This is a genomic window from Streptomyces sp. CCM_MD2014 (assembly GCF_000772045.1).
In the GTDB taxonomy this organism is placed as follows: domain Bacteria; phylum Actinomycetota; class Actinomycetes; order Streptomycetales; family Streptomycetaceae; genus Streptomyces; species Streptomyces salinarius.
The window spans coordinates 2,921,558-2,944,285 of sequence record NZ_CP009754.1; the positions used below are offsets into that span (position 1 = coordinate 2,921,558).

The window sequence follows — 22,728 nt, forward strand, 5'->3', positions numbered from 1 at the left end:
AGTAGCCGCTCGCTCCCTCGGCCAGCGAAGCCGCAGCTCAGCCCGCAGATCACCCAGCCTCTCTCCTATAGAGGTTGTCCCGCTTGCTCATCGAGCCTAGACGCGCTGGAACTCTGGGCCGGGATTGGGGCTGCTGCAGGGCGGCAACCGCCCTGATGTATGGCCGAAGGCACTGAGTTTGACTCTCCTGCAGGGAAGAGCGATCTGGAGCTGTCCAGATATCACCCCAGTGTGGCGCGGGTAAGTGCCTGACCAACCTCTTCGGTTAATGCCTCATCTTCCTGACGAGCGGCGTCCGTCAGGGTCCTGTAGACCTCGGCGAGTTCGGCGATGCCATGTTCGTCACCCAGGTCGAGGAACAGTTGACCGACATGGAAGCGGACCTCGAGCAGCAGGCGGTCGTCAGGTGACCGGGACCGCAACTCATCCGCGAGTGCCGTGAGGGTCTTGAGGGCCTCTTCCAGGTAACCGAGGTGCCTCTGGCACCGCGCGAGACCGAAGCGGCACCGCACCACGTCTTCGGAGTGCTCCGGACCGAGATCTGCCAGGTCTTGTGCGAGGCGGGCGTACGCCAGCATGGCTTGTGCAATAAACCCCTGTTGAAAGAGCGCTTGCGCGCGTGTGATCCGCACGGCAGTGGAGAGCGACTCGAGCGTCGGACCGGCTGGGTCGGAGAGTGGAGGGAGCAAGTGGGAGGAGGCGGGCGGGGAGGTGGCGAGGGCCTCGTGCGGCGACTCGAGTCGTCTCCGGAATTCGCTGGCGCTGGCCGGACGGTCGCTCGCCCGTTTCGCCAGTCCGGCCATGATGACGGCCTCCAGCGCCGGCGAGACACCGGGACGCAGAAGACTGACCGGCTCCGGCATTTTGTACCGATGATGATGCATGGCTCGGGCGACGTCCACGTCGGGGAAGGGCGTTATGCCGGTGAGCAGTTCGTAGAGCACGCAGGCAAGGGAGTACAGGTCGCTGCGCGGATGGACCTCGCGTCCCTCACACTGCTCAGGCGACATGTAGGCGACGGTGCCCAGGACCCGGTTGTTCTGGGTCAGCCGTGTCTGATCCGTCCTGAACACCTTGGCCACGCCGAAATCCAGCACCACGACTCGGTTACGGTCTGTCAGCATAATATTTGCGGGCTTGAGGTCCCGGTGGATAACGGGGATCGCGTGGGTGTGTTCGAGGACGTCGCAGATCTGGACAGCAAGGGACACGACTTCGTCCTCGGACAAGGGGGGCCCTTCCGCGATGACCTGGGTAAGGTCCCTCCCGAGGACATGCTCCATCACCAGGTAGGCGTCACTTGCGACGGAATCCACGCGTGCGTCGAGGAACGCCGGGATGCCCGGGTGCTTCCAGCCCGCCAGCAGATTGGCCTCAAGCGTGAAGCGCCGGATCAGTTCCCCGGGGTGATGAGGGTCGAGGAGTTCCCGATGGATGCCTTTGACGGCCACTGCTCGCCGTGATCGGCGGTCGTACGCCCGCCAGACCTCCCCCATGGCGCCACGGCCGAGTCGTCGGCGCAGCTCGTAGCGCTCGTCCAGGACCTGCCCCTCACTCCACACCAGGACCGTCGCCCGCCGCTTCCATGTCCGCCAGCAGCTCGCCGGCGAGATCGGCCAGTGTGCCTTCGCCAGGCAGGTACCACCGCCTCGTACCTTGCACTGCCGCAGGCTGTTCAGCCCACTCGGCCATTTCCCAGATCCTTAGCACGAGTCCGGACGGTGAGTAACGTTGGCCGTCCAGCGCCCAGATCAGGGGTTTGCGCGCGTCGTTGACCCAGGCGGCCAGGTACCGCTCAGGGCCCCCGCTGAGCCACTCGCTCACGGCGTCCCGCTCCGTGACGGTGCCCGGACGGTAGATCAGCTGGGCACCATCGTCGATGAGCCGATACTGGACGAGGAGGGGCACTGCGTTGGGACGTCGCCCACGGTTCGGACGCGGCGGAGCGACGAGTCTTCTTCCCGCTCCGTGTCGCAGGGTCTGCAAGACGTCCGAGACGAGGTGTCGGCAACTCTGCTCGTCGCGCAAGATCCTGGTGAGGAAGGCGTGCTGGCCATAGCGAGCGTCCAGGTGGTCGGTCAGAGCGGCAAGGACCTCGGCGGTGCGCTTCACGGCGCCCTGGCCCCGGGCTTCCCAGTCATCCCCCGGCTCATCGATTCCGTCGCCGCCGATCAACTGGAAGACTGCGTGAGCGACCAGCAGTCCGGCTCGGTCGGCGACCACGCGCTCGCGTCCTTCCAGGCCATCGGCCAGGACCGCCAGCTCGTCACGGACATGGCGCAACAGGTTGACGGAGCGCCAGATCTGCAACGCGCCCGGTCGATTGTCGAACAGCCGGGAGTAGAAGCCGCCCGAGCCGCGGCGCCACATGACATCGCCGTCCGCCTGGTACCGGGCGAGCAGAGCGGCATCGGGGTAGGCACAGGTTAGGGCGAGCGCCGCCTCCGCCATGGTGCACCCTGCGGCTGGTGACGGCTCCGGGCCGCCGCGTTTGAGGACGTATGACTTGCCCAGCGACAGGGCGAGGTCCTGACGGATGAGCTCCTGCTGGGGGTCCAGCGCGGCGAAGTCCCGCGCTTCCACGTGGTTCTGCGTGTTGGTCGCTCGAGTGATCCGCTGTGCCAGGTCGTTCGGCGCCCCGTCCAGGCAGATGAGGCGGACCGCGACGAGCGCGTCGGCAAGCGCCTGCGGTTCCCGCTCGTATGCCTGACGGGCGGCGGCTACCGTCTGCGCACCGTTCACGACCCTTGCGTTACCCAATTCCAGTTGAACCGGTTGACCTTGAGCGCGTCGGGCGACATACGTGGTCCGGACAGAGTCGCACAACACCGTGATGCCGTTGTTGAGATACCAGAACTCCTGCGGGGCGTTAAGCAGGCTGTCGACCATGGTCGCGTTGACGTCGGTTGCACCCAGTGGGAAGCGCACGTTCTGATCGAAGAGCCGCATGCCGAACTGCTCGTACCACCCGACCATTTCCTCGGCGCTCACCGTGCCGAGATACGTCTGATAAGGGGTCGAGTTCATGTGCCAGCCGTCCGACAGCGTGGCGGTGATCGTCGCGGGCTCGGGCAAGGACTCCCTCCGTACGATGGCGTGCAAGTCAGGCACGCCCAGGATCCGGAAGTCCAGCAGCTCCCCGAACTGATTGAACGCCGTTACGCCTTCGCGCAACAGGTCGTCTGCCTCAAGCGAGATGCCCTCGTCGCCCAGGACGGCGAAAACCAGGTGGACCCGAAGGGCTGCCTCGCTGAGCAACGCATCGATCCTGGGGACCAATTGTTGGAGCTTCGTGTTGAACTGGTCGTACCGGAAGTCGAGGAGTTGCTGGACACCGTGGAGAAACTGCTGGACGGCGACGCTGTCCAGCCGGGCGGTGCCCTGCTCGCTCCACTTCGCCTGAATCAGCCAGATCTCCGTGGTTGCTGGTGAGACGAACACGGCGTCGATACCTTGGTCGTCCGCTCCGTCGACGACCGCTGCAGCCGCCTCCGCCGCCGTACAGTCCGCGACCAGCTGCACCGCCTTCGCGGCCAGGGTCCGGGAAAGAAAGGCCCTCTCGCGCTGTGCCGGGGATCCGGGCGTGACGTCGGTCATGTCGAGCAGGCCGACGAACTCCCGTAGCAAGGCGGCACGGATCTGCCGGACCTCTAGGGGAGTACCGCGAAGGGCCTCACTCCCGTGTTCCATGGCGTGCTCCTTCTGGAACGCTTCGGCTCCGCGCGGCGCGTTCCTCGGCTCCGCCCGGCCGGCACACTAGCTGACGTACTCCACGAACAAGGGGCTCGCAACCAAACAGCTTCCCTCGGTGGCCGTCGCGGGCAGCAGGGCACTCACCCGGGCATAGCCGATCATGAGTGCGGAGGTGCTGACCTCGGCACTCTCGGCGTCGAGGGCTGTCAGGAGCTCGCGGATGCCGGCCCGGGACAGGGATGTGGCCGGTCCTAGCGGACTGTCGCCGTCCCGTGCGTCGGGGCCGAGCGGACCCTGGGCCTGGGCCAATGCCGCGAGGACGTGCCCAGCCTGCGTGACGAATAGAGTACCGGCACTGTGGCCTCCGCCTTCTAGGTCTGTCAGCGCGGGTCCGTCGATCTGGACGGGGGGACGGCCGCTCAGGTGTCGGGCTGGCCCGTGGAGCAGCAGGCGACGGGTGACGCCAGCTTCGGGAGGACTGGGGGCCGGGTCCACGAACAGCACGAGGTCCTGGTACCTGCCGCGGAGCGTGATCCAGCTCAGCGGGGCCTCGAACTGCACCCAACGGCCGGGAGCAAGGTCAGGCTCCAGGTGTGAAGGCGCGTGCCGCTCCAGCTCCTTCTCCACTCGTTTGAGGTGGCGCAACAGGTCCCGGTCGTGGTCCGGCCCGGGGCTCTCCACGTTGATCCCAGCAATCGATACGCCGGCGTGCAGTTTGATGGTGGGAAGGGCCCGCCGGGGCTCCGGCAGGAACCCGCTCAGCTTGCCCTCGGACAAGTAGACAACCTCGCGCACTGGCGCTGCCCCCCGGCTGTTCCGCTTTTCGGTCTATCAGTCACGCGACTACGGGCTCATCTTGCCATTTCGCACCCACAGCGGCCTCATCGATCGCCCGTGTCCCAAGGACGTAATCAAGCCAGTTGAAACGACCCCTGAAGCGGTAGCCGCCAGCGGGGCGACAGGACAATTCAGACGGCCGCCCGTGCCAGACGCGCGCCAGATCGTGCGGGGAACAACGGGGAATGGCGGAGACTAGGCCGCCGGTCAGTCAGGCCCCCGGCTCGCTCCGCCGCAGGTCAGCCCTGCGACCAGCCATAGAGGAGCCGAGCTTCCCAAGCTGATGTCATACACGGCCTGCCGTTCGTCCGGGCTGCGGCGCTGGGCGCCGGTCCCGGCCGAGCGGCAGGCCATGGAAAGCACCGGAGAGCACCAAGGGGCCCGGTCGTCTGAATGCGGGGACTGCCTCCAGATGAGGCGCAACCGGCGTCCGGGCAGCGGTTCAAGCAGCCGGCGTTTCTCGTCGAGTGGTCATAGGCGCTTCACCCATCGGGCCACGGTGCGCCGCTTCCAGCCCTGCCATGATCAACCGTGCCAGCAGTTCGGCCGCCTCAGGGCGAATGGCTCCCAACTGCACCAACCCATCACCGGAGACGTTGACGTCAGCCGCCAGGCCGGGGAAGTCACAGTCCAGTCCGAGCAGCACCAGTTGCTCGGCTAGAGTCCCAGCGCTTCGCCGAGCGCGGTTCCAGCCGCGGACGTAGGGCACGCCAAGCGAAAGGTCCTCCGCGCACTTGGCCACCACTCCTCGCCGGTCGGTCATGACGTCAGGTCCTTCCCCTGTGCTCATCGGTAGTGTTCTGCGCAGCTTCAGAGACGTCGCGGTCCGCGCCCAGGCCGCATGCCAGCGCCAAGCGCAAGAGCTCCGCGAGGCGTTCGGCCGTGTCGGGGGACACTCGGCCCAGCTCGACGAGGCCGTGCCCGAAAGCGTTCAAATCCGCACGCAGGTAGGGGAAGTCCTTCTCCAGACCTGCGCGTACCAAAACGTCCCGTAGTGCCGTGGTGGCGGTTCGGGCCGCGTACCATCCGTCGCTGTCGAGGGGCGACCACATGGCGAAGTCGTGCCCGCTGGTCGGCTCATCCCGCATCGGTGGTGGTCTCCTCGGGGAGTGCAGCGACCGCCGCATACGGAGTCGGGTACTGCTCGTCGAAGCGGTCGATCCTCGCCAGGAGTTCCGCGGAGGCCACAAGAGCCGTCGCGAGGGCGACCGGGCGCAGCGGGTTGGCGTCCGGCCGGCGCGTCGGCGCGCGGAGCCACTGGTATCGGTCCGCGGAGAGCGGGATGGGTCCAGGCACTACGACGGCGGAACCATGGCCGAGGTACCGGTACGGCGGCGGGGAGGGCGTTTCTCGTCCGAGGAAGTGCGAGAAAGTGTCGCGGCTGTTCGAGCCGAGGAAGAAGCCAACGCGCTGTGCTTTGCGGTCGACGACCGAAGGGCCGAACGGCAAGCCACTGCGCAAGAGCCGGTCGAACATCTCCAGGCCGAGGCGCTGGTCTACGCTCACCACGTCGAAGAGGCGCCCCGTCGCGAGCAGGCAAGGCATCCTCGGATCATCCGCCCAGATCTGCCGGCACTGAGCGGGATCGTCCGCTGCCGCAGACAGCCACTCGATACCGCGCCTGGTCATCCTCTGCATGACGTCTCACCTTCAGTCGGACTACGTTGCGGCCCCGGTGCCGCAGCACTTCCAGACTTCCGGTCCGGCCCCTGGTCAGGGCAGATGACGAGGGGTGACGGGGGATGACGCGTCCACGCGCAATGCGTCACCCCCCGTCCTCCTCTTCTCTTGCAGATGATCTCCGGTTACTGCCTGCACGAAGCGATGACCAGCACGTACATTCAGTAACAGAACCCCGAGTTGTCGCACCGGCATCACGCAGGGAGTGAAAGGCGCCTTGAAGCCGAGCAGTGTCCTCTTACGTGAGGCTCGCACGGGTCGAGGCTGGAGCCAGTCGCGATTGGTAAGGGAACTACGGCAGGCTGCCGCCCAGCGCGGGCACCAACTCCCCTCAGAGGCCAGCGTGAAGCGCCGTATCGCCAGTTGGGAGAACGGCCACAGCGCCCCGGACGACTTCTACGGCCCACTTCTGTGTGACGTCTTCAGCACCAGCGCGGCTGAGCTCGGCTTGAGTCACGGAGAAATCACCGACAGCGCTCTACTTGACGCCGCGTATCCCGCGAGCCCGCATGATGCCATTCGGACGGTCGGCCAGCTGTGGCGTGCCGACCTCAATCAGTACGACCCATTGCTCACCGCGAAGCCGTCCGCGCCCGCATGGAACGAAGCGTCCCTCCGATGGTTGGTCGCCCCCGAGCCCAGCATCCCCCAGCCTCGGACAGAAGGCGCCCGAGTCGGTCTCGGCGACGTGGCAGCCATAAAGACCACGGCGGATATGTTCGCCCAGCTCGACGACCAGTTCGGCGGAGACCACGCCCGTCACTCTGTCATCCAGTACCTCAACAACGATGTGGCCCCACTCCTGCGAGGCCGGTACACCGAGCAGGTAGGACGAGCTCTCTTCTCCACCGTGGCGGAAGCGACTCTCCTCGCCGGCTGGATGTCCTACGACGCCGGTTACCACGGACTCGCGCAGCGGTACTTTCTCCAGGCCCTCCGGTTCGCCCAGGACGCCAACGATCGTCGGCTTGCGGGCAGCATCCTGTCAGCGATGAGCCACCAGGCGACCTTCCTGGGGCGGTACACCGAGGCCGCTACTCTCGCGCGGGCCGCCCTCATGGGCATCTCTCCGGTAGCTACACCGACGTTGCGCGCACAGTTCCATGCAATGGAGGCCCGAGCCCTGGCGCGTACTGGCGATGTCGCCGCCTGCGAGGCTGCCCTGAGCGCGGCGACCAAGGCCCTCGAAAGCCGGAACAACGACGACGAGCCGGAGTGGATCAGCTACTTCGACGAAGCCGAGCTTGCCGCCGAGGCCGCCCATTGCTTCCGTGACGTGAACAGCGCCCGCCGAGCCGTCGCCCACGCCGAGAACGCCATGAGCGGCAGCCACGTACGGAGCGACTTCTTCGCCACCACGGTCTTGGCCGACGCCCACCTTCGGGCCGGAGACGTCGAGGAGGCTTGTCGCGTGGCGCTCGACGCGTTAGATCTCGGAGAGCAACTCAAGTCGGCCCGATGCATCAGCTATCTCGCCGAGTTCCGCCGCAATCTCAGCGCGGCCGGCCGAAGCGGCGCGGCGCATGAGCTTGCAGAGCAGGCCCGCGAACACAGGTTGTGGATTGCTTCGGAGCAGTACAGCTGACCATGCGCTGACGCGAGCATCGTCTGGGCGCCCTCAGAAGGGTTTCCACGCCTCGCGTCCCTCGCCCGTCCGCAGTGACCGCACACGCCGGGCGAACTCGGCGGCAGAACGTTCACTCGTTCCGGCCTGGTGACCGACCCATGCCACCATCATGAGTTCTCGGAGGTCGGCCAAGGTCTCGTAGCCTGGCCAGTTCATGAGGTCGAAGCCGTACCGGTGGACGAACTCCGCGTACTCCGTCTTCGAGTGCCACCCGTATCGGTCGTGGTAGATCGCCGTCAGGATCAGGTCCCACTCGCGTGGAGCAAGCGCGAAGCCGTCCAGGTCGATGAGTACCGCTTGTCCCTCGCGGTGCCGGAGGATGTTCCCGATGTTGGCGTCTCCATGGATCATGCCGAAGGGAAGGACGAAGTCCAGCCGGTCATAGTCCTTGGAGAGCCTGGCCGCTCGCTCCTCCAGAAAGGCCCTGTCTTCCTCGGCCACGCCGTCCAGCCCGTCGAGGGACGCCATCAGCTTGGCCATCGGATCGAAGTACGGCAGGCCGAGCGACTCAGGTTCTTCCAGCCAGTGCAGGCGGCGCAGCAGGTCGGCCAGCTCGCCGAGCGTCGCGTACTCCTCGTTCTCCTGAACGCTCTCCCAGAAGGTGACCACCAGGCCGCCGACGACCACCGGCTGACTCACCGAGGCCGGCACTCGGGCAGCCGGAAAGCTCTCTGCCTCCAGCCATCGGGCCACGTTCACGGCCCGTTCCATCTCCGCCAGCACCGCCGGATCGCATGCGATACGGACGATGACCGGCAACGAGGCCAAGCGGTAGACCGCGTTCGACCCCAGCCGCAGCAACTCGGCGCCACGGGAGTCAAGTCCGGCCGTCTCGCACGCCTCATGGAGGATGGGCGCCAGGCCCTCCGCCGTGAAGTCCGTGCCGCCGTCGACCGGTCCCCCATCGCTGCCCGAGATCATGCTTCGAAGATACGGCCCGGAGTCCCCAGCCGACAGGCGGCCCACGTAATAGGGGCGTAATGATCTTGCTTGGCGCCTGCCTGCTCAGAGCCTCCGGTGCAGTCGGGGCCCCGGCGGAGTCCTGCTCTCACCTGGCCTCCGGAGCCGTGTGGTTGGAGGTGACCACCAGCAAGGACTTCGGGGTGTCCGCGTGTTCGGCCGCTATGTGCAGGGCGACCAGGCCAGGCCTTGGACGTAGGTCGGCCTGCGTCGCAGCCTCCAGCGGTAGGCCGTGCCGTCGACGACGACGAGCCGCGCGCCCTTGCGTCCCAGTGTCATGCCGCAACTCTCCCCCACCGGTACCGAGGATGCCACTGGCACCTCCGCTCCGACGTCCGTGGGAGATTCGCGCGTGCGGACCGTTCGTCCGGTCGCTCTTCCGGGCTCGTAGCCTGGTGTGGTGGAGCGGATTTTGGTGAGTGCCTGTTTGCTGGGCAGGCCCGTGCGTTATGACGGGGGTGCCAAGCCGGTCGGGGACGCGGTCGTCGGGCGGTGGCGGGACGAGGGGCGGGTGGTGGTCTTCTGCCCGGAGGTGTCTGGTGGGCTGCCCGTGCCTCGGCCTGCGGCGGAGATCGTGGGTGGGGACGGGGCTGACGTGCTGGACGGTGTTGCCCGGGTGCTCACCGAGGGTGGGGAGGATGTCAGCCGGCACTTTGTTCGGGGGGCTCGTCTTGCGCTGGAGGCCGCCCGGGGAGCCGGGGTTCGTGTGGCGTTGTTGAAGGAGTCCAGTCCGTCCTGCGGGTCGCTTCGTGTCTATGACGGGCGCTTCGCGGGGGCGCGGGTGCCGGGGCAGGGTGTGACCACGGCGCTGTTGAGGCGGGCGGGGGTGCGGGTCTTCAGCGAGGAGCAGATTCCCGAGGCGGTGGCGTGCCTGCGTGAGCTGGAGGGCTCCGGCGGGTCGCGTTGACCGCAGGCGCCTCCGGTGACGTCAGCGTTCGCCCGGGGGCGTCGCGATCGCCTCCGTCAGGGGCTTGCGGGTCAGGTCCGGGACCTCGCAGTCGGGGGATGCGTAGCCGACGGGGAAGAGGATGTACGGGCGTTCGTTGGCGGGGCGTTCGCAGATTCTGGTGAGGAAGGCCATCGGGTTGGGGGTGTGGGTGAGGGTGCTCAGGCCCATCGTGTGCAGGGCCGTGATGAAGAGGCCGCAGGCGATGCCCACGCTCTCGTTCACGTAGTAGTTCTTGCGCAGCGAGCCGTCCGGCATCGCGGTGCTCTTCTCGGCGAAGCAGACCACGATCCACGGCACGACGTCGAGGAAGCTCTTGTCCGAGTCCGTTTCGAGGCGGGCGAGTGCGGCGCGCCACTCGGGCGGGATGCGGCCGCCCTCGTAGTTCACCCGTTCCTCCGCCTCCGCGGCGACCCGGATGCGGTGTTTGGTCTCGGCGTCGCCGATCACGGCGAACTTCCACGGCTGGAAGTGGGCGCCGGAGGGTGCGGTGTTGGCCGCGGCGATCGCCAGGTCGACGCACTCGCGCGGGACCGGTTCGTCGCTGAAGAAGCGCACACTGCGTCGGCGGTCGACGAAGGAGACGAAGTCCCTGCCCCGGCGGAGCATCTCGGCTTCGTCGTAGCGCTTCGGCCGGTACGGGATGAACGGGTGCGTGTGCTGCCTCACGGGTCTCACCGGTTTCATGGGGCTCACGGGTCTCCTCGTGGACTGGAGCACTTAGGGTGAGGCAGCCTGTGTCGGATGGGCAACAGGGGAGCGAGTCCATTGCCCATTCGGCAGGGAAAGTGGTTTCTCAGTGCCTTTTTGGTGGCAGATCGGCAGGTTCTACGGTGGCGGCACGGCGCGGGCTCGATCAGCTTGACGGGCGGATGTTGCGGCTGCTCCGGGAGCGTCCGCGGGAGGGGCTGCTGGAGGTCGCCCGGCAACTCGGGGTCGCCCGCGGTACGTTGCAGGCGCGGCTCGATCGGCTGGCCGGTGCCGGTGTGGTGACCGGGTACGGGCCGGACGTGGACGTCGCCGCGCTCGGGCACGGGGTGCAGGCGTTCACGACGTTCGAGGTGGACCAGCCGGCCCGTGCGGCCATCGCGGCGCGGCTGCGGGGGGTTCCGCAGATTCTCGAGGCCCATGTCGTGACGGGGCCGGGGGACATCTGGTGCCGTATCGCCGGGACCAGCAACCAGCACGTCCAGCAAGTGATCGACCATGTGCTCGCGGTGCCTGGTGTGCGGCGCAGTACGACGGTCGTCGCGCTGAGTGCGGTCGTTCCGTATCGGGTCCAGCCTCTGATCGATGAGGTGTCCGGTCTGCCGGAGTCCCAAGGGTGACTTGCGGCTCCGTTGTCGGTGGCCGGTGGCAGCATGCGGGCATGAGCGGTATTTCTTCCGACGGGTCTTTCAACTGGCGCGAGTTCCTCGGGCGTTGGCAGGAGGAATGGATGCCCCGGCTCGACCAGGAGGAGGACGGCGGGTCCCGGTCCGTCGTCCTGGGGCGGGACGGGGCCGGGGAGGCTGCGATCGTCGCGGCGGAGGAGCGGCTGGGGCGGCGGTTGCCGCCGTCGTACCGGGAGTTCCTGGCCGTGAGCGACGGGTGGTACGTGGATCAGATGGCCGGCGTGTACCGGCTCGGCGGTGTCGCGGACATCGACTGGTTCGGGGATCCGTACGACATGACGTCCGTGTACGAGGGGTTCCTGGACGACGATCCGTCGCGGGAGGCGGTTCTGCTGGCCGGGATGTGGCGGCGGGCGCTGCGGCTGGAGACGGACTCCGACACGTCGTACGCGCTGCTCGATCCGGGGGACCGGGACGAGGAGGGTGAGTGGGCGCTCTACGTGTACCAGGGCTGGGGCGGTGAGTTCCCGGACCGGTACCCGTCCTTCCGGGCGTACATGGAGGCCATGTACCGCCACTTCCACGCCACCCGCGCCGAGCGGTCCGACTTCGTGAACGCGACCACGCGGGAGCAGGATGCCCGGGTGGAGCGGGCGCGGGTGCTGGTCCTGCGCGGGCGGTACGAGGAGGCCGTGCCGCTGCTGGAGGAGGCGGCCGGGTTCGGGCGGCCACACAGTGCCGATCTGCTGGGCCAGATACGGCACTTCCTGGCTCCGGGCCAGTCCCGGAGCCACGGCGGCCTGGTGGCCGACCGGCGCTACCTGCCGGAGGTGCTGCCCGTGGAGGCCCTCGGGCCGGCTCAGGAGCAGTGGCGGGTGGGCGGTGACGAGCACTGGCTGGGGATGATGGCCGCCCGTGGCGCCGGGCGGGAGGCGGCCGAGGCGGCGCTGGGCGCGGTGCGGGACGGGACCTACCGCTATGCGCCCGCCGGTGCCTGGGGGCGGGCCGTCGGCGAGGCTCGCAAGGCGGCCCGGTGGGGTGCGTGCGACGCGGCGTGGCGGGTACTGCGGGACGCGCTTCCGCGGTGGGAGCAGCCCGGACCGCTGCTCGTCGTTCCGCTCGGGCTGCTCGCCGATCCGGTGCTGGGGCCGCTGGTCACTCCGGAGCGGGGGCGAGAGGTTCTGGCGACGCCTCGGGGCGGGCAGACGGGCCCGGTCCCGGAGCCGGTGCCGGATCTCGATCCGCCGGGGCTCGCGTGGCTGGCGGAGCCCGGCGGGTTCCGTGGGTCGTTCGGTGGTGCGTACCGCTGTGTCTGGGTCGAGGGGGTCGGGCCCGAGCGGCTGCCCGAGCTGATCGGGGAGGACGGTGCGGTGCTGAGCGGTCCCGTGCGGCCGTTGGACGTGGCCCGGTCGGCGCGCAGGCCGCACGAGCGGGAGGACGAGGGCGTGGAACTGTGGGAGGACCGGGCCGTGGTCGCCGTCGGGCGGTCGGAAGGGGCGTGGTCCTTCGCCTTCGACGGGTACGGGCTGCATCACATGAGTCAGCTGTTCCGGTCGCCGGTCGCGGACGCCTCCGCCGGCGGGCGGGCCGTGGTGGTGTGGTGCGAGCCGGGGCACGCGTCCGCCGGGGGCCGGCCGGACGCGTTTCATCTGTCGGTGGCCGAAGGGGGCGAGCAGCTGTACGGGTTCACCCTGTGGGGCGCGGACGTCGAGCGGTCCGGTGCGCTACCCGAGGCGCTGGATCCGGACCGGCTGTTCCGCCCGGGGGACTCCGGGCAGGAGGGGCATCTGCGGGCGCTGAAGGCCCTGCACGGCGAACTCGGGCTCTCCCTGCCCCGCTTCGCGCTCACCCACGGCCGGCTCCCCACCTTCACCACCCGGTCCTGGACGCGGGCGCCCCGGGAGGGCGAGGGGTTCGCGTACCTCGCCTTCCACCGGACTTGGGGGTGACGGTGGGGAATGCCGTGGAGACGCCGGCCGAGACGCCGGCCGGCCGAGGCGTCGACCGGTCCGCGACCGTGCGGACCTCAGGTGCGCGCCAGTACCGTCGCCACCACCTGGCGCAGCATCGCCTCCGGGTCGGGTGCGGGGCCCGGGGAGCGCCAGGCCACGAAGCCGTCGGGGCGGATGAGGACCGCGCCGCCCCGGGTCACTCCGTGGGCCCGCGCCCAGTCGGTCTCCTCGTCGTCCGGGACCAGGTCGGCGCCGGGGGTGCCGCCCACGCGGTACGGCTTCAGCGGGACGCGCAGTGCCGCGGCCACCTCGGTCGCCGCCTCGTGCCAGCCGGTGGGCTGGGCCGCGTCGCTGAGCAGGACGAGGGAGTCCTCGTAGAGGTCCAGGGTGGACAGGCGCTCCTCGCCCCGGCGGAGCCAGAGGTGGGGTGCCCTGCTGCCGGGGGCGCCGGTGAGGTCGAGGCCCTCGGGGACCACCGGGGTCGCCGGGTCGGCGCCGACCACGGCGCCCTGGGGGTAGCGGTAGCCGAGGGCGACGTTGAGGATGCCGCGCTGCGGGCCGCCGGGAGGACCGGCCGGGGCGCCACCAGGAGCACCGGCGGGACCGCCACCCCCGGGCGCACCGCCAGGCGTACCGGCGGGACCGCCACGCCCGGGTGCGCCGCCCGGGCCGCCGCGAGCCGCACCGCCGGGAGCTCCTGACGCGCCGGGACCGCCACCCCCGGGCGCACCGCCAGGCCCACCCGAGCCCCTGCCGCCCCCGGGCGCACCGTCCGGGCCCCCGGCGCCCCCCATCCCCGCCGGCGGCGCGAACCCCGGGTGGCTGTGCTCGACCGAACGATGGGCGGCGCGGGCGCTGGTGGCCTCCGCTACCGGGCGGCGTTCCGTGTCGTAGGTGTCCAGGAGGGGCTCGCCCGCCCAGCCCTCCAGTACCGCCGCCAGCTTCCAGGCGAGGTTGTGGGCGTCCTGGATGCCGGTGTTGGAGCCGAAGGCGCCGGTGGGGGACATCTCGTGGGCGGAGTCGCCGGCGAGCAGGACGCGGCCGGAGCGGTAGCTGCGGGCGACGCGCTGGGCGGCGTGCCAGGGGGCCTTGCCGGTGATCTCGACGTCGAGGTCGGGGTCGCCGACGGCGCGGCGGATGTGGGCGGCGCAGCGCTCGTCGGTGAAGTCCTCCACCGTTTCGCCCTGTTCGGGGTGCCAGGGGGCGTGGAAGACCCAGTTCTCGCGGTTGTCGACGGGCAGGAGGGCGCCGTCGGCGTTCTCGTCGGTCAGGTAGCAGACGATGAAGCGGCGGTCGCCCACGACGTCGGCGAGGCGGCGGGAGCGGAAGGTGATGCTGACGTTGTGAAAGAGGTCGCCGGGGCCGCTCTGGCCGATGCCGAGCTGTTCGCGGACGGGGCTGCGGGGGCCGTCGGCGGCGACCAGGTAGTCGGCGCGGATGGTGGTGTGCTCGCCGGTCTCCCGGCTCTTCACGATCGCCGTCACGCCGTCGGCGTCCGTCTCGAAGGAGAGCAGCTCCGTGCCGAAGCGGAGGTCGCCGCCGAGGTTGACGGCGTGGGTGAGGAGTTCCGGTTCCAGGTCGTTCTGGCTGCACAGGCACCAGGAGCTGGGGCTGAAGCGGGCCAGTCCGTTGCCGGGGTCGATCTGCTTGAACAGCCACTCCCCCGCGTCGCCGACCAGGGTGGGCGTCTGCAGGATGCCGTGGTTGTCGGCCAGGGTGGCGGCGGCCCGGCGGATGTCGGGCTCGGTGCCGGCCACCCGGAAGATCTCCATCGTGCGGACGTTGTTGCCGCGTCCCCGGGGGTGGATGGAGGTGCCGGCGTGGCGTTCGACCAGGGTGTGCCGGACGCCCAGCCGTCCCAGGAACACCGACATCGACAGGCCCACCAGGGACCCGCCGACGACGAGGACCGGGACGCGGTGGGTCCGGCCGGCCCCAGGGGCGGCTCCGGGATCGGTACCGCCGGACCGGTCGGCTCTTTCGTTCATGGTTGCTCGTCCTCCGTTGCGACAGACGTGAGTGACATACGTGGATGAGGGACGTGGGTGACGGACGCACCCCGTGACACACGCGCCCCGCGACAGCCCTGTGTGAGTGACGGGCACGCCCCGCGACAGGTGTGCGCCGGGGCCTTCATGCATGCCCCGTACGGGGCGCCGGGGCCCGCCGCGGCGCAGGCTTCACCCGCTTAACCCTCCTGGTTCGCGGACCCCGCGGGCACGGCTCACGATCGTGCTTACGCGGCCGTCGCGCCCCGCCTGCCCGGTGGGCGCCGCCGACGTTCGCCCCAGTCCACGAGGAAGACCCCGAGAAGAGGTGGGCCGGATGACGGTCTCTCCCGTCGTAGCGACGGATGCCCCGACCACGGATGCCACGGACGCGACGGACGCCATACGCACCACCAGGGCCGTGGCGGCGGACGCGGGCGGCGTGTCGATATCCGCGTTCGACGGATCCCGCGTGCGGGTCGTCCTGATGCTGGACGTCCACGACGGAATGCAGCAGGAGTTCCTGGACGCCTACGAGCGCATCCGCGACCGGGTCGCCGCCGTTCCGGGACACGTCAGCGACCAGCTGTGCCAGTCCCTGGAGAACCCGACCCAGTGGCTGCTGACCAGCGAGTGGGAGAGCGCCGCGCCCTTCCTGGCCTGGGTCAACAGCGATGAGCACCTGGACACCGTCGAGCCGCTGGCGACCTGCGTCCGTGACACCCACTCGCTGCGCTACAGCGTCCTGCGGGAGACCGAGGGCGGGCAGCCGGCGCCCGGTGAGCCGCGCTCGGCGCCCCGGATCGGCGGCAACGTCGTACGGCACGCGCTGACCTTCACCGTACGGCCCGGCAGCGAGGCGGAGACCGCCCGGCTGCTGTCCGAGTACGTGTCGCCCGACGCGCACGTGGACGGTTCCACGCGGCTGCTGCGCACCTCGCTCTTCATGCAGGGCAACCGGATCGTGCGCGCGGTGGAGGTGCGGGGCGACCTGCAGACCGCGCTGCGCCATGTCGCCCGGCAGCCCGGCGTACGGGCGGTCGAGGAGGCCCTCAACCCGTATCTGGAGCAGGACCGGGACCTCGCCGACCCGCAGTCCGCCCGGCGGTTCTTCACCCGGGCCGCCATGCCGGCGGTCCACCACGCGACGTCCGTCCACCACGCGACGTCCGGTGACCGGGCCGGGGCACGCACCGAGCGGCTGGCGCTGCTCTACCCGGTGCGCGCCGGTGCCGGCGGGGAGCTGGCCCGGCTGCTGGCCCGCCAGGACGCGTCCGCCGCGCAGGACCCGGACGGTCCCGTGCTGGCGGCCACCGTCTTCCACCGCGACGACCTCGTCGTACGGCTCGTCGACGTGGCCGGTGACCCGGAGGCCGCGCCCGCCGCCGTCCTGGGCCTGCACGGGCCCGAGGGCGCCGCGGCCGCCGAGCGGCTGCTGGACACGGCCGCGGTCGGCGTCGACGGGTCGCCGGGCGAGGCGGCCACGCTCTCCCGGTTGCTGGGGCGAGTCCGTATGACGCCGCTCACCGACCGGCGTTCCGCCGGTTCCTGAACCACTCCCCCGACCGCGCGGCCGGCGGGCCCGACGGTGTGCCCGCAGGTGCGCGCGGATCCCCCTACCCATGGCTTCTCCCGGCCTCTCCCGGCCTCTTCTCCCCCACTTCCTCCCGTCACCCCGGAGTGAACGACATGACAGACCAGCAGGTACGCATCGTCTCCCTCGGCGACATCGCGCCCAACCGCCGCCGCGGCGGAGACCTCCGCGCCCTTCTCACGCCCACCACCGCCGGGTCGACCAGCGGCTTCATGGGCGTGGCCATCGTGCAGCCCGGCGACCGCATCGCCGAGCACTACCACCCGTACTCCGAGGAGTTCGTGTACGTCACGGAGGGCGCCCTCGAAGTGGACCTGAACGGGGTGCCGCACTCGCTCGCCACCGGACAGGGGCTGCTGATCCCGCAGGACATGCGCCACCGCTTCCGCAACACGGGGGACGTCGAGGCGCGGCTCGTGTTCCACCTGGGGCCCCTGGCCCCGCGGCCGGAGCTGGGCCACGTCGACACGGAGGACGCGCAGGGCAACCCGCTCCCGTGCGACGGGGCGCACGCGCACGCGGGTGGTGCCGGGCACGAGCGGCCCGCCCCGGCGGCCGAGGTGGTGTCATGACCCGGCGCCGGGTCGCCGTCACGGGCATAGGCGTCGTCGCCCCGGGCGGGATCGGCGTGCCCCAGTTCTGGGGGCTGCTGTCCGAAGGCCGTACGGCGACGCGCCGCATCTCCCTCTTCGACCCGGCCGGGTTGCGCTCGCAGATCGCCGCCGAGTGCGACTTCGAGCCGTCCGACCACGGGCTCGGCCTCGCCACCGCCCAACGGTGCGACCGGTACGTGCAGTTCGCGCTCGTCGCCGCCTCCGAGGCGGTCCGGGACGCCAACCTCGACATGAACCGTGAGGACCCCTGGCGGGCCGGTGCCACCCTCGGCACGGCGGTCGGCGGCACCACCCGGCTCGAACACGACTACGTCCTGGTCAGCGAGCGCGGCTCGCGCTGGGACGTCGACGACCGGCGGGCCGAGCCGCACCTGGAGCGCGCGTTCACGCCCGCCACCCTCTCCTCCGCGGTCGCCGAGGAGTTCGGGGTGCGCGGGCCGGTGCAGACCGTGTCCACCGGGTGCACGTCCGGTCTCGACGCGGTCGGTTACGCCTATCACGCGGTCGCCGAGGGGCGGGTCGACGTGTGCCTGGCGGGCGCGGCGGACTCGCCGATATCGCCGATCACCATGGCCTGCTTCGACGCCATCAAGGCGACCTCGCCGAACAACGACGACCCCGCGCACGCCTCCCGGCCCTTCGACGCCGACCGCAACGGCTTCGTCATGGGCGAGGGCGCGGCGGTGCTGGTCCTGGAGGACCTGGAACACGCCCGGGCCCGGGGCGCGGACGTGTACTGCGAGATATCCGGCTACGCCACGTTCGGCAACGCGTACCACATGACCGGGCTCACCAAGGAGGGCCTGGAGATGGCGCGGGCCATCGACACGGCGCTGGACATGGCCGGACTCGACGGCTCGGCGATCGACTACGTCAACGCGCACGGCTCCGGCACCCAGCAGAACGACCGGCACGAGACCGCGGCCGTCAAACGCTCGCTGGGCGCGCACGCCTACAAGACGCCGATGAGCTCGATCAAGTCGATGGTGGGCCACTCGCTCGGCGCGATCGGCTCCATAGAACTGGCCGCGTGCGTCCTGGCGATGGCCCACCAGGTGGTGCCGCCCACGGCCAACTACACGACCCCCGACCCCGAGTGCGACCTGGACTACGTGCCGCGCGAGGCACGGGAGCGGACGCTGCGGCACGTGCTGTCGGTGGGCAGCGGCTTCGGCGGCTTCCAGTCCGCGGTCGTACTGAGCGGCAGCGAAGGAGGGCAGCGATGAGCGGACCAGGACGCACCAAGGGCGGACCCCGGCGCGCGGTCGTCACCGGTCTCGGCGTGGTGTCGCCGCACGGCACGGGTGTCGAGGCGCACTGGAAGGCGGTCGCCGACGGCACCAGCAGTCTCGGGCCCGTCACCCGGGAGGGCTGCGACCACCTGCCGCTGCGGGTCGCGGGCGAGGTGCACGGCTTCGACGCGGCCGACACGGTCGAGGACCGCTTCCTCGTCCAGACCGACCGGTTCACGCACTTCGCGCTGGCCGCCACCCAGCACGCGCTGGCCGACGCCCGGTTCGGCCGGGCCGACGTCGACTCGCCGTTCTCGGTCGGCGTGGTCACCGCGGCGGGTTCGGGCGGCGGCGAGTTCGGGCAGCGGGAGCTGCAGAACCTGTGGGGCCAGGGCTCGCGCCACGTCGGCCCGTACCAGTCGATCGCCTGGTTCTACGCGGCCAGCACCGGCCAGGTCTCCATCCGCAACGACTTCAAGGGTCCCTGCGGGGTCGTGGCCGCCGACGAGGCGGGCGGCCTGGACGCCCTTGCGCACGCGGCGCTGGCGGTGCGCAACGGCACCGACACGGTGGTCTGCGGCGCGACGGAGGCGCCGCTGGCCCCGTACTCGATCGTCTGCCAGCTGGGTTACCCCGAGCTGAGCGCGGCCGCCGAACCCGACCGCGCCTACCGTCCGTTCACCGACGCCGCCTGCGGGTTCGCACCGGCCGAGGGCGGGGCCGTACTCCTCGTGGAGGCGGAGGGCGCGGCCCGGGAGCGGGGCGCGGACGTGCGGGCGACGGTGGCCGGGCACGCGGCGACCTTCACCGGCCCCGGCCGCTGGGAGCGGTCCCGGGAGGGGCTGGCCCGCGCGATCGAGGGCGCCCTGGCCGAGGCGGGCTGCCGGCCCGAGGACGTGGACGTGGTCTTCGCGGACGCCCTCGGGGTCCCGGAGGCCGACCGGGCCGAGGCGCTGGCCCTGGCCGACGCGCTGGGCCCGCATGCCGCCCGGGTGCCGGTCACCGCGCCCAAGACCGGGACCGGGCGGGCGTACTGCGCCGCGCCGGTGCTGGACGTGGCGACGGCGGTGCTCGCGATGGAGCACGGGCTGATCCCGCCGACCCCGCACGTGGTCGACGTGTGCCACGACCTGGACGTGGTGACCGGCCGGGCCCGTCCCGCCGAGCCGCGCACGGCCCTGGTGCTGGCGCGCGGGCTCATGGGGTCCAACTCGGCGCTCGTCCTGCGCCGGGGCGCCGTACCGCCCGCGGGCCACTGACCGACGGACTGGCCGACGGACCGGCCGACGGACTGTCCGACGGCCCGTCCCGGACCACCGGCATCCCGCACCGGCGATCCACCACCGATCACCGACCCCCGACCGTCACGGAGGACGTCCGTGACCGTCCACCCGAGTCAAGGAGGACACCATGACCGACCAACTGGACTACCAGGTGACCGTCGAGGAGCTGTCGGCGCTGATGAAGCGCACCGCCGGCGTCCACGTCGACCCGGTCACCCTCCGGCAGCAGGCCGACGACGGCTTCGACACCTTCGGCCTGGACTCCCTCGGCCTGCTGGGCATCGTGGCCGAGCTGGAGAAGCGGTACGGCCTGGGCCTGCCCGAGCAGGCCGAGCGCTGCAAGACGCCCGCCGATTTCCTCGCGCTGGTCAACGGCGCCCTGAAGACGGGAGTGTGACATGGCAGGGCACACCGACAACGAGATCACCATCGCCGCCCCGATGGAGCTGGTCTGGAACATGACCAACGACATCGAGAACTGGCCCAGGCTGTTCAGCGAGTACGCCTCCGTGGAGGTGCTCGACCGCGACGAGGACAAGGTCACCTTCCGGCTGACCATGCACCCGGACGCCGACGGCAAGGTGTGGAGCTGGGTCTCCGAGCGGGTCGCCGACCCGGTCACCCGCACCGTCCGCGCCCAGCGGGTCGAGACCGGCCCCTTCCAGTACATGAACATCGTCTGGGAGTACGCGGAGACCGCCGAGGGCACCGTCATGCGCTGGACGCAGGACTTCGCGATGAAGCCGGACGCGCCCGTGGACGACGCCTGGATGACGGACAACATCAACCGCAACTCCCGTACGCAGATGGCGCTGATCCGGGACCGGATCGAGCAGGCGGCGGGTGAGCGGCGCACGGCGTCGGTGCTCGCCGACTGACACGTACGGACGACGGCGAAGGGCAGCACCCTCATGCACCACACACTGATCGTCGCCCGGATGGCGCCGGGCGCGGCACCGGACATCGCGAAGGTGTTCGCGGAGTCCGACAGCGGCGAACTGCCGCACCTGGTGGGCGTCAACCGGCGCAGCCTCTTCGAGTTCGGTGACGGCGTGTACCTGCACCTCATCGAGAGCGACGAGGACCCGGCGCCCGCCATCGGCAGGCTGACCGGGCACCCCGAGTTCCGCCAGGTCAGCGAGCGGCTCGAGCCGTACGTCTCGGCGTACGACCCGGCGACCTGGCGCGGTCCTAAGGACGCGATGGCGCGCTGCTTCTACCGCTGGGAGCGGACGCCCGCGGGCTGAGGCACCGTCTGCCGACGGCCCCACCGGCTGACGGCACTTCCTCCCCGCACACGTCGGGGTCACCGGGCGGAAACCGGGTGACCCCGACGAAGACGTTCCGGAAGGCCGATCGGTTGCCCCCAGCAATCGAATGCCGGCGTGAGAAGGGACACTGCGGAAACGGTGATGATTTCGCACGTGCGTCCGCTTGGATCTTGGGGGTACAACAGCACACCGGAGTCCGCCGTGCGTGCCCCGACGACCAGAAGAGAGGACGCACACCGTGGGCCGATCCACCGCCCGCCGAGCCGGCCGAAGAACCGGGCAGGACGGTGCCGGGCACAGATCCCGCTCGCGCAGACGCAGACGCCGCGGCCCCGTCCGGGCGGTGCCGGCGTTCGTCGCCCTGGGGGCCGTGCTGCTCGGGGCGGGAGCCGCCGTCGCGTACTGGCGGGACACCCGGCCCCCGGTGACGGACGACCAGGTGGCCGACGTCACGGACGCCCTGGACGCCTCGACGGGAAGGCCGTCGGCTTCCTCCTCCCCCTCTGCGTCCGCCTCGCCGAAGGTCTCCGCGTCGCCCTCGGCCTCGCCCTCCGCCTCCGCTTCCCCCTCCACCATCGCCATTCCGGCGACCGGTCCCGGCACCTTCGTCACCGCCCAGGCCGACGGCACGACCGTGGGCACCGGCAGTCGCGTGCGCCGCTACAAGGTCCTGGTCGAGGAGGGCATCGACGTCCGGCCGAGCGCCGCCGCCGCCGAGATATCCGACGTGCTCGCCGACGACCGCGGCTGGACCCAGGACGGGACCAACTCCTTCCGGCTGGTCAGCAGCGGTTCGTACGACTTCGTGGTGAAGATCGCCACGCCGGGCACCGTGGACCGGATCTGCGGCGCGGCGGGCCTGCTCACCCGGGGCGAGGTCAACTGCAGCGTCGGCACGGACGTCGTGGTGAACCTCAAGCGCTGGGTGCTGGGTTCCCCGGAGTTCGACGGCCCGATCCACGAGTACCGGGCTCTGATCGTCAACCACGAGGTCGGTCACCGCATCGGCCACGGCCACGAGACGTGCCCCGGCGCCGGCCGGCCCGCGCCGGCGATGATGCAGCAGATCAAGGGCCTCAAGGGGTGCGTGGCCAACGCCTGGCCGTACGACGAGGACGGCGACTACCTGGGCGGCCCGTCGGTGCCCTGAGCCGTCGGCGGGGCCTGTTCGGCGGACGGTTCGCGGGACAGGCCGCGGAGACGAGGGCGATGATCGCTCCATGACCACCACACCGCGCTTCGATCCCCGTACCCTGCTGGCCGAGAGCCGGCTCGGTGTCCTGGCGACGATCAAGTCGGACGGCCGCCCGCAGCTCTCCCCCGTGATGCCCGCCTACGACCCGGAGGCCGACGTCATCCGGGTGTCGACGCGCGAGGGACTCGCCAAGACGGCGAACCTGCGCCGGGACCCGCGGGCCACGCTGGAGGTGACCGCCCCGGACGGCAGGTCCTGGGCCACCGCCGAGGGCGTCGCCACCCTCACCGGGCCGGGCACCGACCCGCACGGGCCGGAGGTCGAGGCGCTGGTGGAGTACTACCGCGCCGCGTCCGGGGAGCACCCGGACTGGGACGAGTACCGGGCGACGATGGTGTCCGACCGCCGGGTGCTGCTCACCATCACGGTCGAGCGCGTGTACGGCGCCGACATCGGCTGACCGGGACGGGGCCGGGGACCGGGGCCGAACCGGGACCGGCGTCGCGGCGGGCCTCTCCCGGG

22 protein-coding genes are annotated in these 22,728 nt (G+C 70.6%); 13 read left to right on the plus strand and 9 right to left on the minus strand.

Annotation, left to right across the window (positions count from 1 at the left end):
• Positions 1-221: 221 nt before the first annotated feature.
• The 6 genes from NI25_RS12595 to NI25_RS12615 form a co-directional block, all read right to left on the minus strand.
• On the minus strand, positions 222-1,562 hold the full coding sequence (locus NI25_RS12595) for a serine/threonine-protein kinase (protein WP_061442538.1): 1,341 nt from the start codon (positions 1,560-1,562) through the stop codon (positions 222-224).
• On the minus strand, positions 1,552-3,690 hold the full coding sequence (locus tag NI25_RS12600) for an AIPR family protein (protein ID WP_061442539.1): 2,139 nt from the start codon (positions 3,688-3,690) through the stop codon (positions 1,552-1,554). The genes NI25_RS12595 and NI25_RS12600 overlap by 11 nt, the downstream gene beginning before the upstream one ends.
• Before the next feature lie 66 nt (positions 3,691-3,756).
• A complete protein-coding gene (locus tag NI25_RS12605) occupies positions 3,757-4,488 on the minus strand; it encodes an SAVMC3_10250 family protein (protein ID WP_061442540.1) in 732 nt (243 codons plus the stop codon).
• Positions 4,489-4,972: 484 nt separating this feature from the next.
• A complete protein-coding gene (locus NI25_RS37565) occupies positions 4,973-5,293 on the minus strand; it encodes a hypothetical protein (protein ID WP_078884601.1) in 321 nt (106 codons plus the stop codon).
• Between the two features lie 4 nt (positions 5,294-5,297).
• On the minus strand, positions 5,298-5,618 hold the full coding sequence (locus tag NI25_RS12610) for a hypothetical protein (protein ID WP_061442541.1): 321 nt from the start codon (positions 5,616-5,618) through the stop codon (positions 5,298-5,300).
• A complete protein-coding gene (locus NI25_RS12615; protein WP_078884602.1) occupies positions 5,608-6,168 on the minus strand; it encodes a bifunctional DNA primase/polymerase in 561 nt (186 codons plus the stop codon). The genes NI25_RS12610 and NI25_RS12615 overlap by 11 nt, the downstream gene beginning before the upstream one ends.
• Before the next feature lie 385 nt (positions 6,169-6,553).
• Here NI25_RS12615 and NI25_RS12620 point away from each other — a divergent pair, with 385 nt between their 5' ends.
• On the plus strand, positions 6,554-7,795 hold the full coding sequence (locus NI25_RS12620) for a hypothetical protein (RefSeq protein WP_199560898.1): 1,242 nt from the start codon (positions 6,554-6,556) through the stop codon (positions 7,793-7,795).
• Positions 7,796-7,828: 33 nt separating this feature from the next.
• Here NI25_RS12620 and NI25_RS12625 read toward each other — a convergent pair whose 3' ends face one another.
• Positions 7,829-8,758, minus strand: coding sequence for a phosphotransferase family protein (locus NI25_RS12625; protein WP_061442543.1), 930 nt, complete (start codon positions 8,756-8,758; stop codon positions 7,829-7,831).
• A gap of 439 nt (positions 8,759-9,197) precedes the next feature.
• On the opposite strand from NI25_RS12625, the gene NI25_RS12630 reads away from it, so the two are divergent.
• Positions 9,198-9,704: a DUF523 domain-containing protein gene (locus tag NI25_RS12630; protein ID WP_061446892.1), complete on the plus strand. Its 507-nt coding sequence runs from the start codon at positions 9,198-9,200 to the stop codon at positions 9,702-9,704.
• 21 nt (positions 9,705-9,725) lie between these two features.
• Here the strand turns inward: NI25_RS12630 and NI25_RS12635 are convergent, their stop codons facing one another.
• Positions 9,726-10,412, minus strand: coding sequence for a nitroreductase family protein (locus NI25_RS12635; RefSeq protein WP_061442544.1), 687 nt, complete (start codon positions 10,410-10,412; stop codon positions 9,726-9,728).
• A 164-nt stretch (positions 10,413-10,576) separates the two neighbouring features.
• Here NI25_RS12635 and NI25_RS12640 point away from each other — a divergent pair, with 164 nt between their 5' ends.
• Positions 10,577-11,071: an Lrp/AsnC family transcriptional regulator gene (locus tag NI25_RS12640; RefSeq protein WP_078884603.1), complete on the plus strand. Its 495-nt coding sequence runs from the start codon at positions 10,577-10,579 to the stop codon at positions 11,069-11,071.
• 41 nt (positions 11,072-11,112) lie between these two features.
• Positions 11,113-13,026 carry an SMI1/KNR4 family protein gene (locus NI25_RS12645; protein WP_061446894.1) on the plus strand — a complete coding sequence of 638 codons (1,914 nt, stop codon included), beginning with the start codon at positions 11,113-11,115 and terminating at the stop codon, positions 13,024-13,026.
• 77 nt (positions 13,027-13,103) lie between these two features.
• On the opposite strand, the gene NI25_RS12650 is transcribed toward NI25_RS12645, so the two are convergent.
• The gene (locus NI25_RS12650; protein ID WP_061442545.1) at positions 13,104-15,017 is read right to left on the minus strand and encodes an FAD-dependent oxidoreductase; all 1,914 of its coding nucleotides are present in this window, start codon (positions 15,015-15,017) and stop codon (positions 13,104-13,106) included.
• Positions 15,018-15,354: 337 nt separating this feature from the next.
• Here NI25_RS12650 and NI25_RS12655 point away from each other — a divergent pair, with 337 nt between their 5' ends.
• The 9 genes from NI25_RS12655 to NI25_RS12695 all read left to right on the plus strand — a co-directional run bounded on the left by NI25_RS12655 (position 15,355) and on the right by NI25_RS12695 (position 22,666).
• Positions 15,355-16,569, plus strand: a complete 1,215-nt coding sequence (locus NI25_RS12655) for a SchA/CurD-like domain-containing protein (RefSeq protein WP_078884605.1) — start codon at positions 15,355-15,357, stop codon at positions 16,567-16,569.
• A 137-nt stretch (positions 16,570-16,706) separates the two neighbouring features.
• On the plus strand, positions 16,707-17,183 hold the full coding sequence (locus NI25_RS12660) for a cupin domain-containing protein (RefSeq protein ID WP_061442546.1): 477 nt from the start codon (positions 16,707-16,709) through the stop codon (positions 17,181-17,183).
• Complete coding sequence (locus tag NI25_RS12665; RefSeq protein WP_061442547.1) at positions 17,180-18,451, plus strand: beta-ketoacyl-[acyl-carrier-protein] synthase family protein; 1,272 nt, start codon at positions 17,180-17,182, stop codon at positions 18,449-18,451. Before NI25_RS12660 ends, NI25_RS12665 begins: the two co-directional genes overlap by 4 nt.
• Positions 18,448-19,716, plus strand: coding sequence for a ketosynthase chain-length factor (locus NI25_RS12670; protein ID WP_061442548.1), 1,269 nt, complete (start codon positions 18,448-18,450; stop codon positions 19,714-19,716). Before NI25_RS12665 ends, NI25_RS12670 begins: the two co-directional genes overlap by 4 nt.
• Before the next feature lie 151 nt (positions 19,717-19,867).
• Positions 19,868-20,137, plus strand: coding sequence for an acyl carrier protein (locus NI25_RS12675; protein WP_019326889.1), 270 nt, complete (start codon positions 19,868-19,870; stop codon positions 20,135-20,137).
• A gap of 1 nt (position 20,138) precedes the next feature.
• Positions 20,139-20,618 (plus strand): SRPBCC family protein, encoded by a 480-nt coding sequence (locus tag NI25_RS12680; protein ID WP_061442549.1) that lies wholly within the window; start codon positions 20,139-20,141, stop codon positions 20,616-20,618.
• A gap of 33 nt (positions 20,619-20,651) precedes the next feature.
• Positions 20,652-20,987 carry a TcmI family type II polyketide cyclase gene (locus NI25_RS12685; RefSeq protein ID WP_061442550.1) on the plus strand — a complete coding sequence of 112 codons (336 nt, stop codon included), beginning with the start codon at positions 20,652-20,654 and terminating at the stop codon, positions 20,985-20,987.
• Between the two features lie 262 nt (positions 20,988-21,249).
• The gene (locus NI25_RS12690) at positions 21,250-22,161 is read left to right on the plus strand and encodes a DUF3152 domain-containing protein (protein WP_061442551.1); all 912 of its coding nucleotides are present in this window, start codon (positions 21,250-21,252) and stop codon (positions 22,159-22,161) included.
• A 70-nt stretch (positions 22,162-22,231) separates the two neighbouring features.
• Positions 22,232-22,666 (plus strand): PPOX class F420-dependent oxidoreductase, encoded by a 435-nt coding sequence (locus NI25_RS12695; protein ID WP_061442552.1) that lies wholly within the window; start codon positions 22,232-22,234, stop codon positions 22,664-22,666.
• Positions 22,667-22,728 lie beyond the last annotated feature (62 nt).

Bases quoted from the DNA above. Each gene is read 5' to 3' on its own strand.
- NI25_RS12695 (WP_061442552.1), top strand. From the start codon at position 22,232: ATGACCACCACACCGCGCTTCGATCCCCGTACCCTGCTGGCCGAGAGC.
- NI25_RS12645 (WP_061446894.1), top strand. From the start codon at position 11,113: ATGAGCGGTATTTCTTCCGACGGGTCTTTCAACTGGCGCGAGTTCCTC.
- NI25_RS12675 (WP_019326889.1), top strand. From the start codon at position 19,868: ATGACCGACCAACTGGACTACCAGGTGACCGTCGAGGAGCTGTCGGCG.
- NI25_RS12625 (WP_061442543.1), bottom strand. From the start codon at position 8,758: ATGATCTCGGGCAGCGATGGGGGACCGGTCGACGGCGGCACGGACTTC.
- NI25_RS12615 (WP_078884602.1), bottom strand. From the start codon at position 6,168: ATGCAGAGGATGACCAGGCGCGGTATCGAGTGGCTGTCTGCGGCAGCG.
- NI25_RS37565 (WP_078884601.1), bottom strand. From the start codon at position 5,293: ATGACCGACCGGCGAGGAGTGGTGGCCAAGTGCGCGGAGGACCTTTCG.
- NI25_RS12665 (WP_061442547.1), top strand. From the start codon at position 17,180: ATGACCCGGCGCCGGGTCGCCGTCACGGGCATAGGCGTCGTCGCCCCG.
- NI25_RS12650 (WP_061442545.1), bottom strand. From the start codon at position 15,017: ATGAACGAAAGAGCCGACCGGTCCGGCGGTACCGATCCCGGAGCCGCC.
- NI25_RS12600 (WP_061442539.1), bottom strand. From the start codon at position 3,690: ATGGAACACGGGAGTGAGGCCCTTCGCGGTACTCCCCTAGAGGTCCGG.
- NI25_RS12685 (WP_061442550.1), top strand. From the start codon at position 20,652: ATGCACCACACACTGATCGTCGCCCGGATGGCGCCGGGCGCGGCACCG.
- NI25_RS12655 (WP_078884605.1), top strand. From the start codon at position 15,355: ATGACGGTCTCTCCCGTCGTAGCGACGGATGCCCCGACCACGGATGCC.
- NI25_RS12680 (WP_061442549.1), top strand. From the start codon at position 20,139: ATGGCAGGGCACACCGACAACGAGATCACCATCGCCGCCCCGATGGAG.
- NI25_RS12610 (WP_061442541.1), bottom strand. From the start codon at position 5,618: ATGCGGGATGAGCCGACCAGCGGGCACGACTTCGCCATGTGGTCGCCC.
- NI25_RS12670 (WP_061442548.1), top strand. From the start codon at position 18,448: ATGAGCGGACCAGGACGCACCAAGGGCGGACCCCGGCGCGCGGTCGTC.
- NI25_RS12660 (WP_061442546.1), top strand. From the start codon at position 16,707: ATGACAGACCAGCAGGTACGCATCGTCTCCCTCGGCGACATCGCGCCC.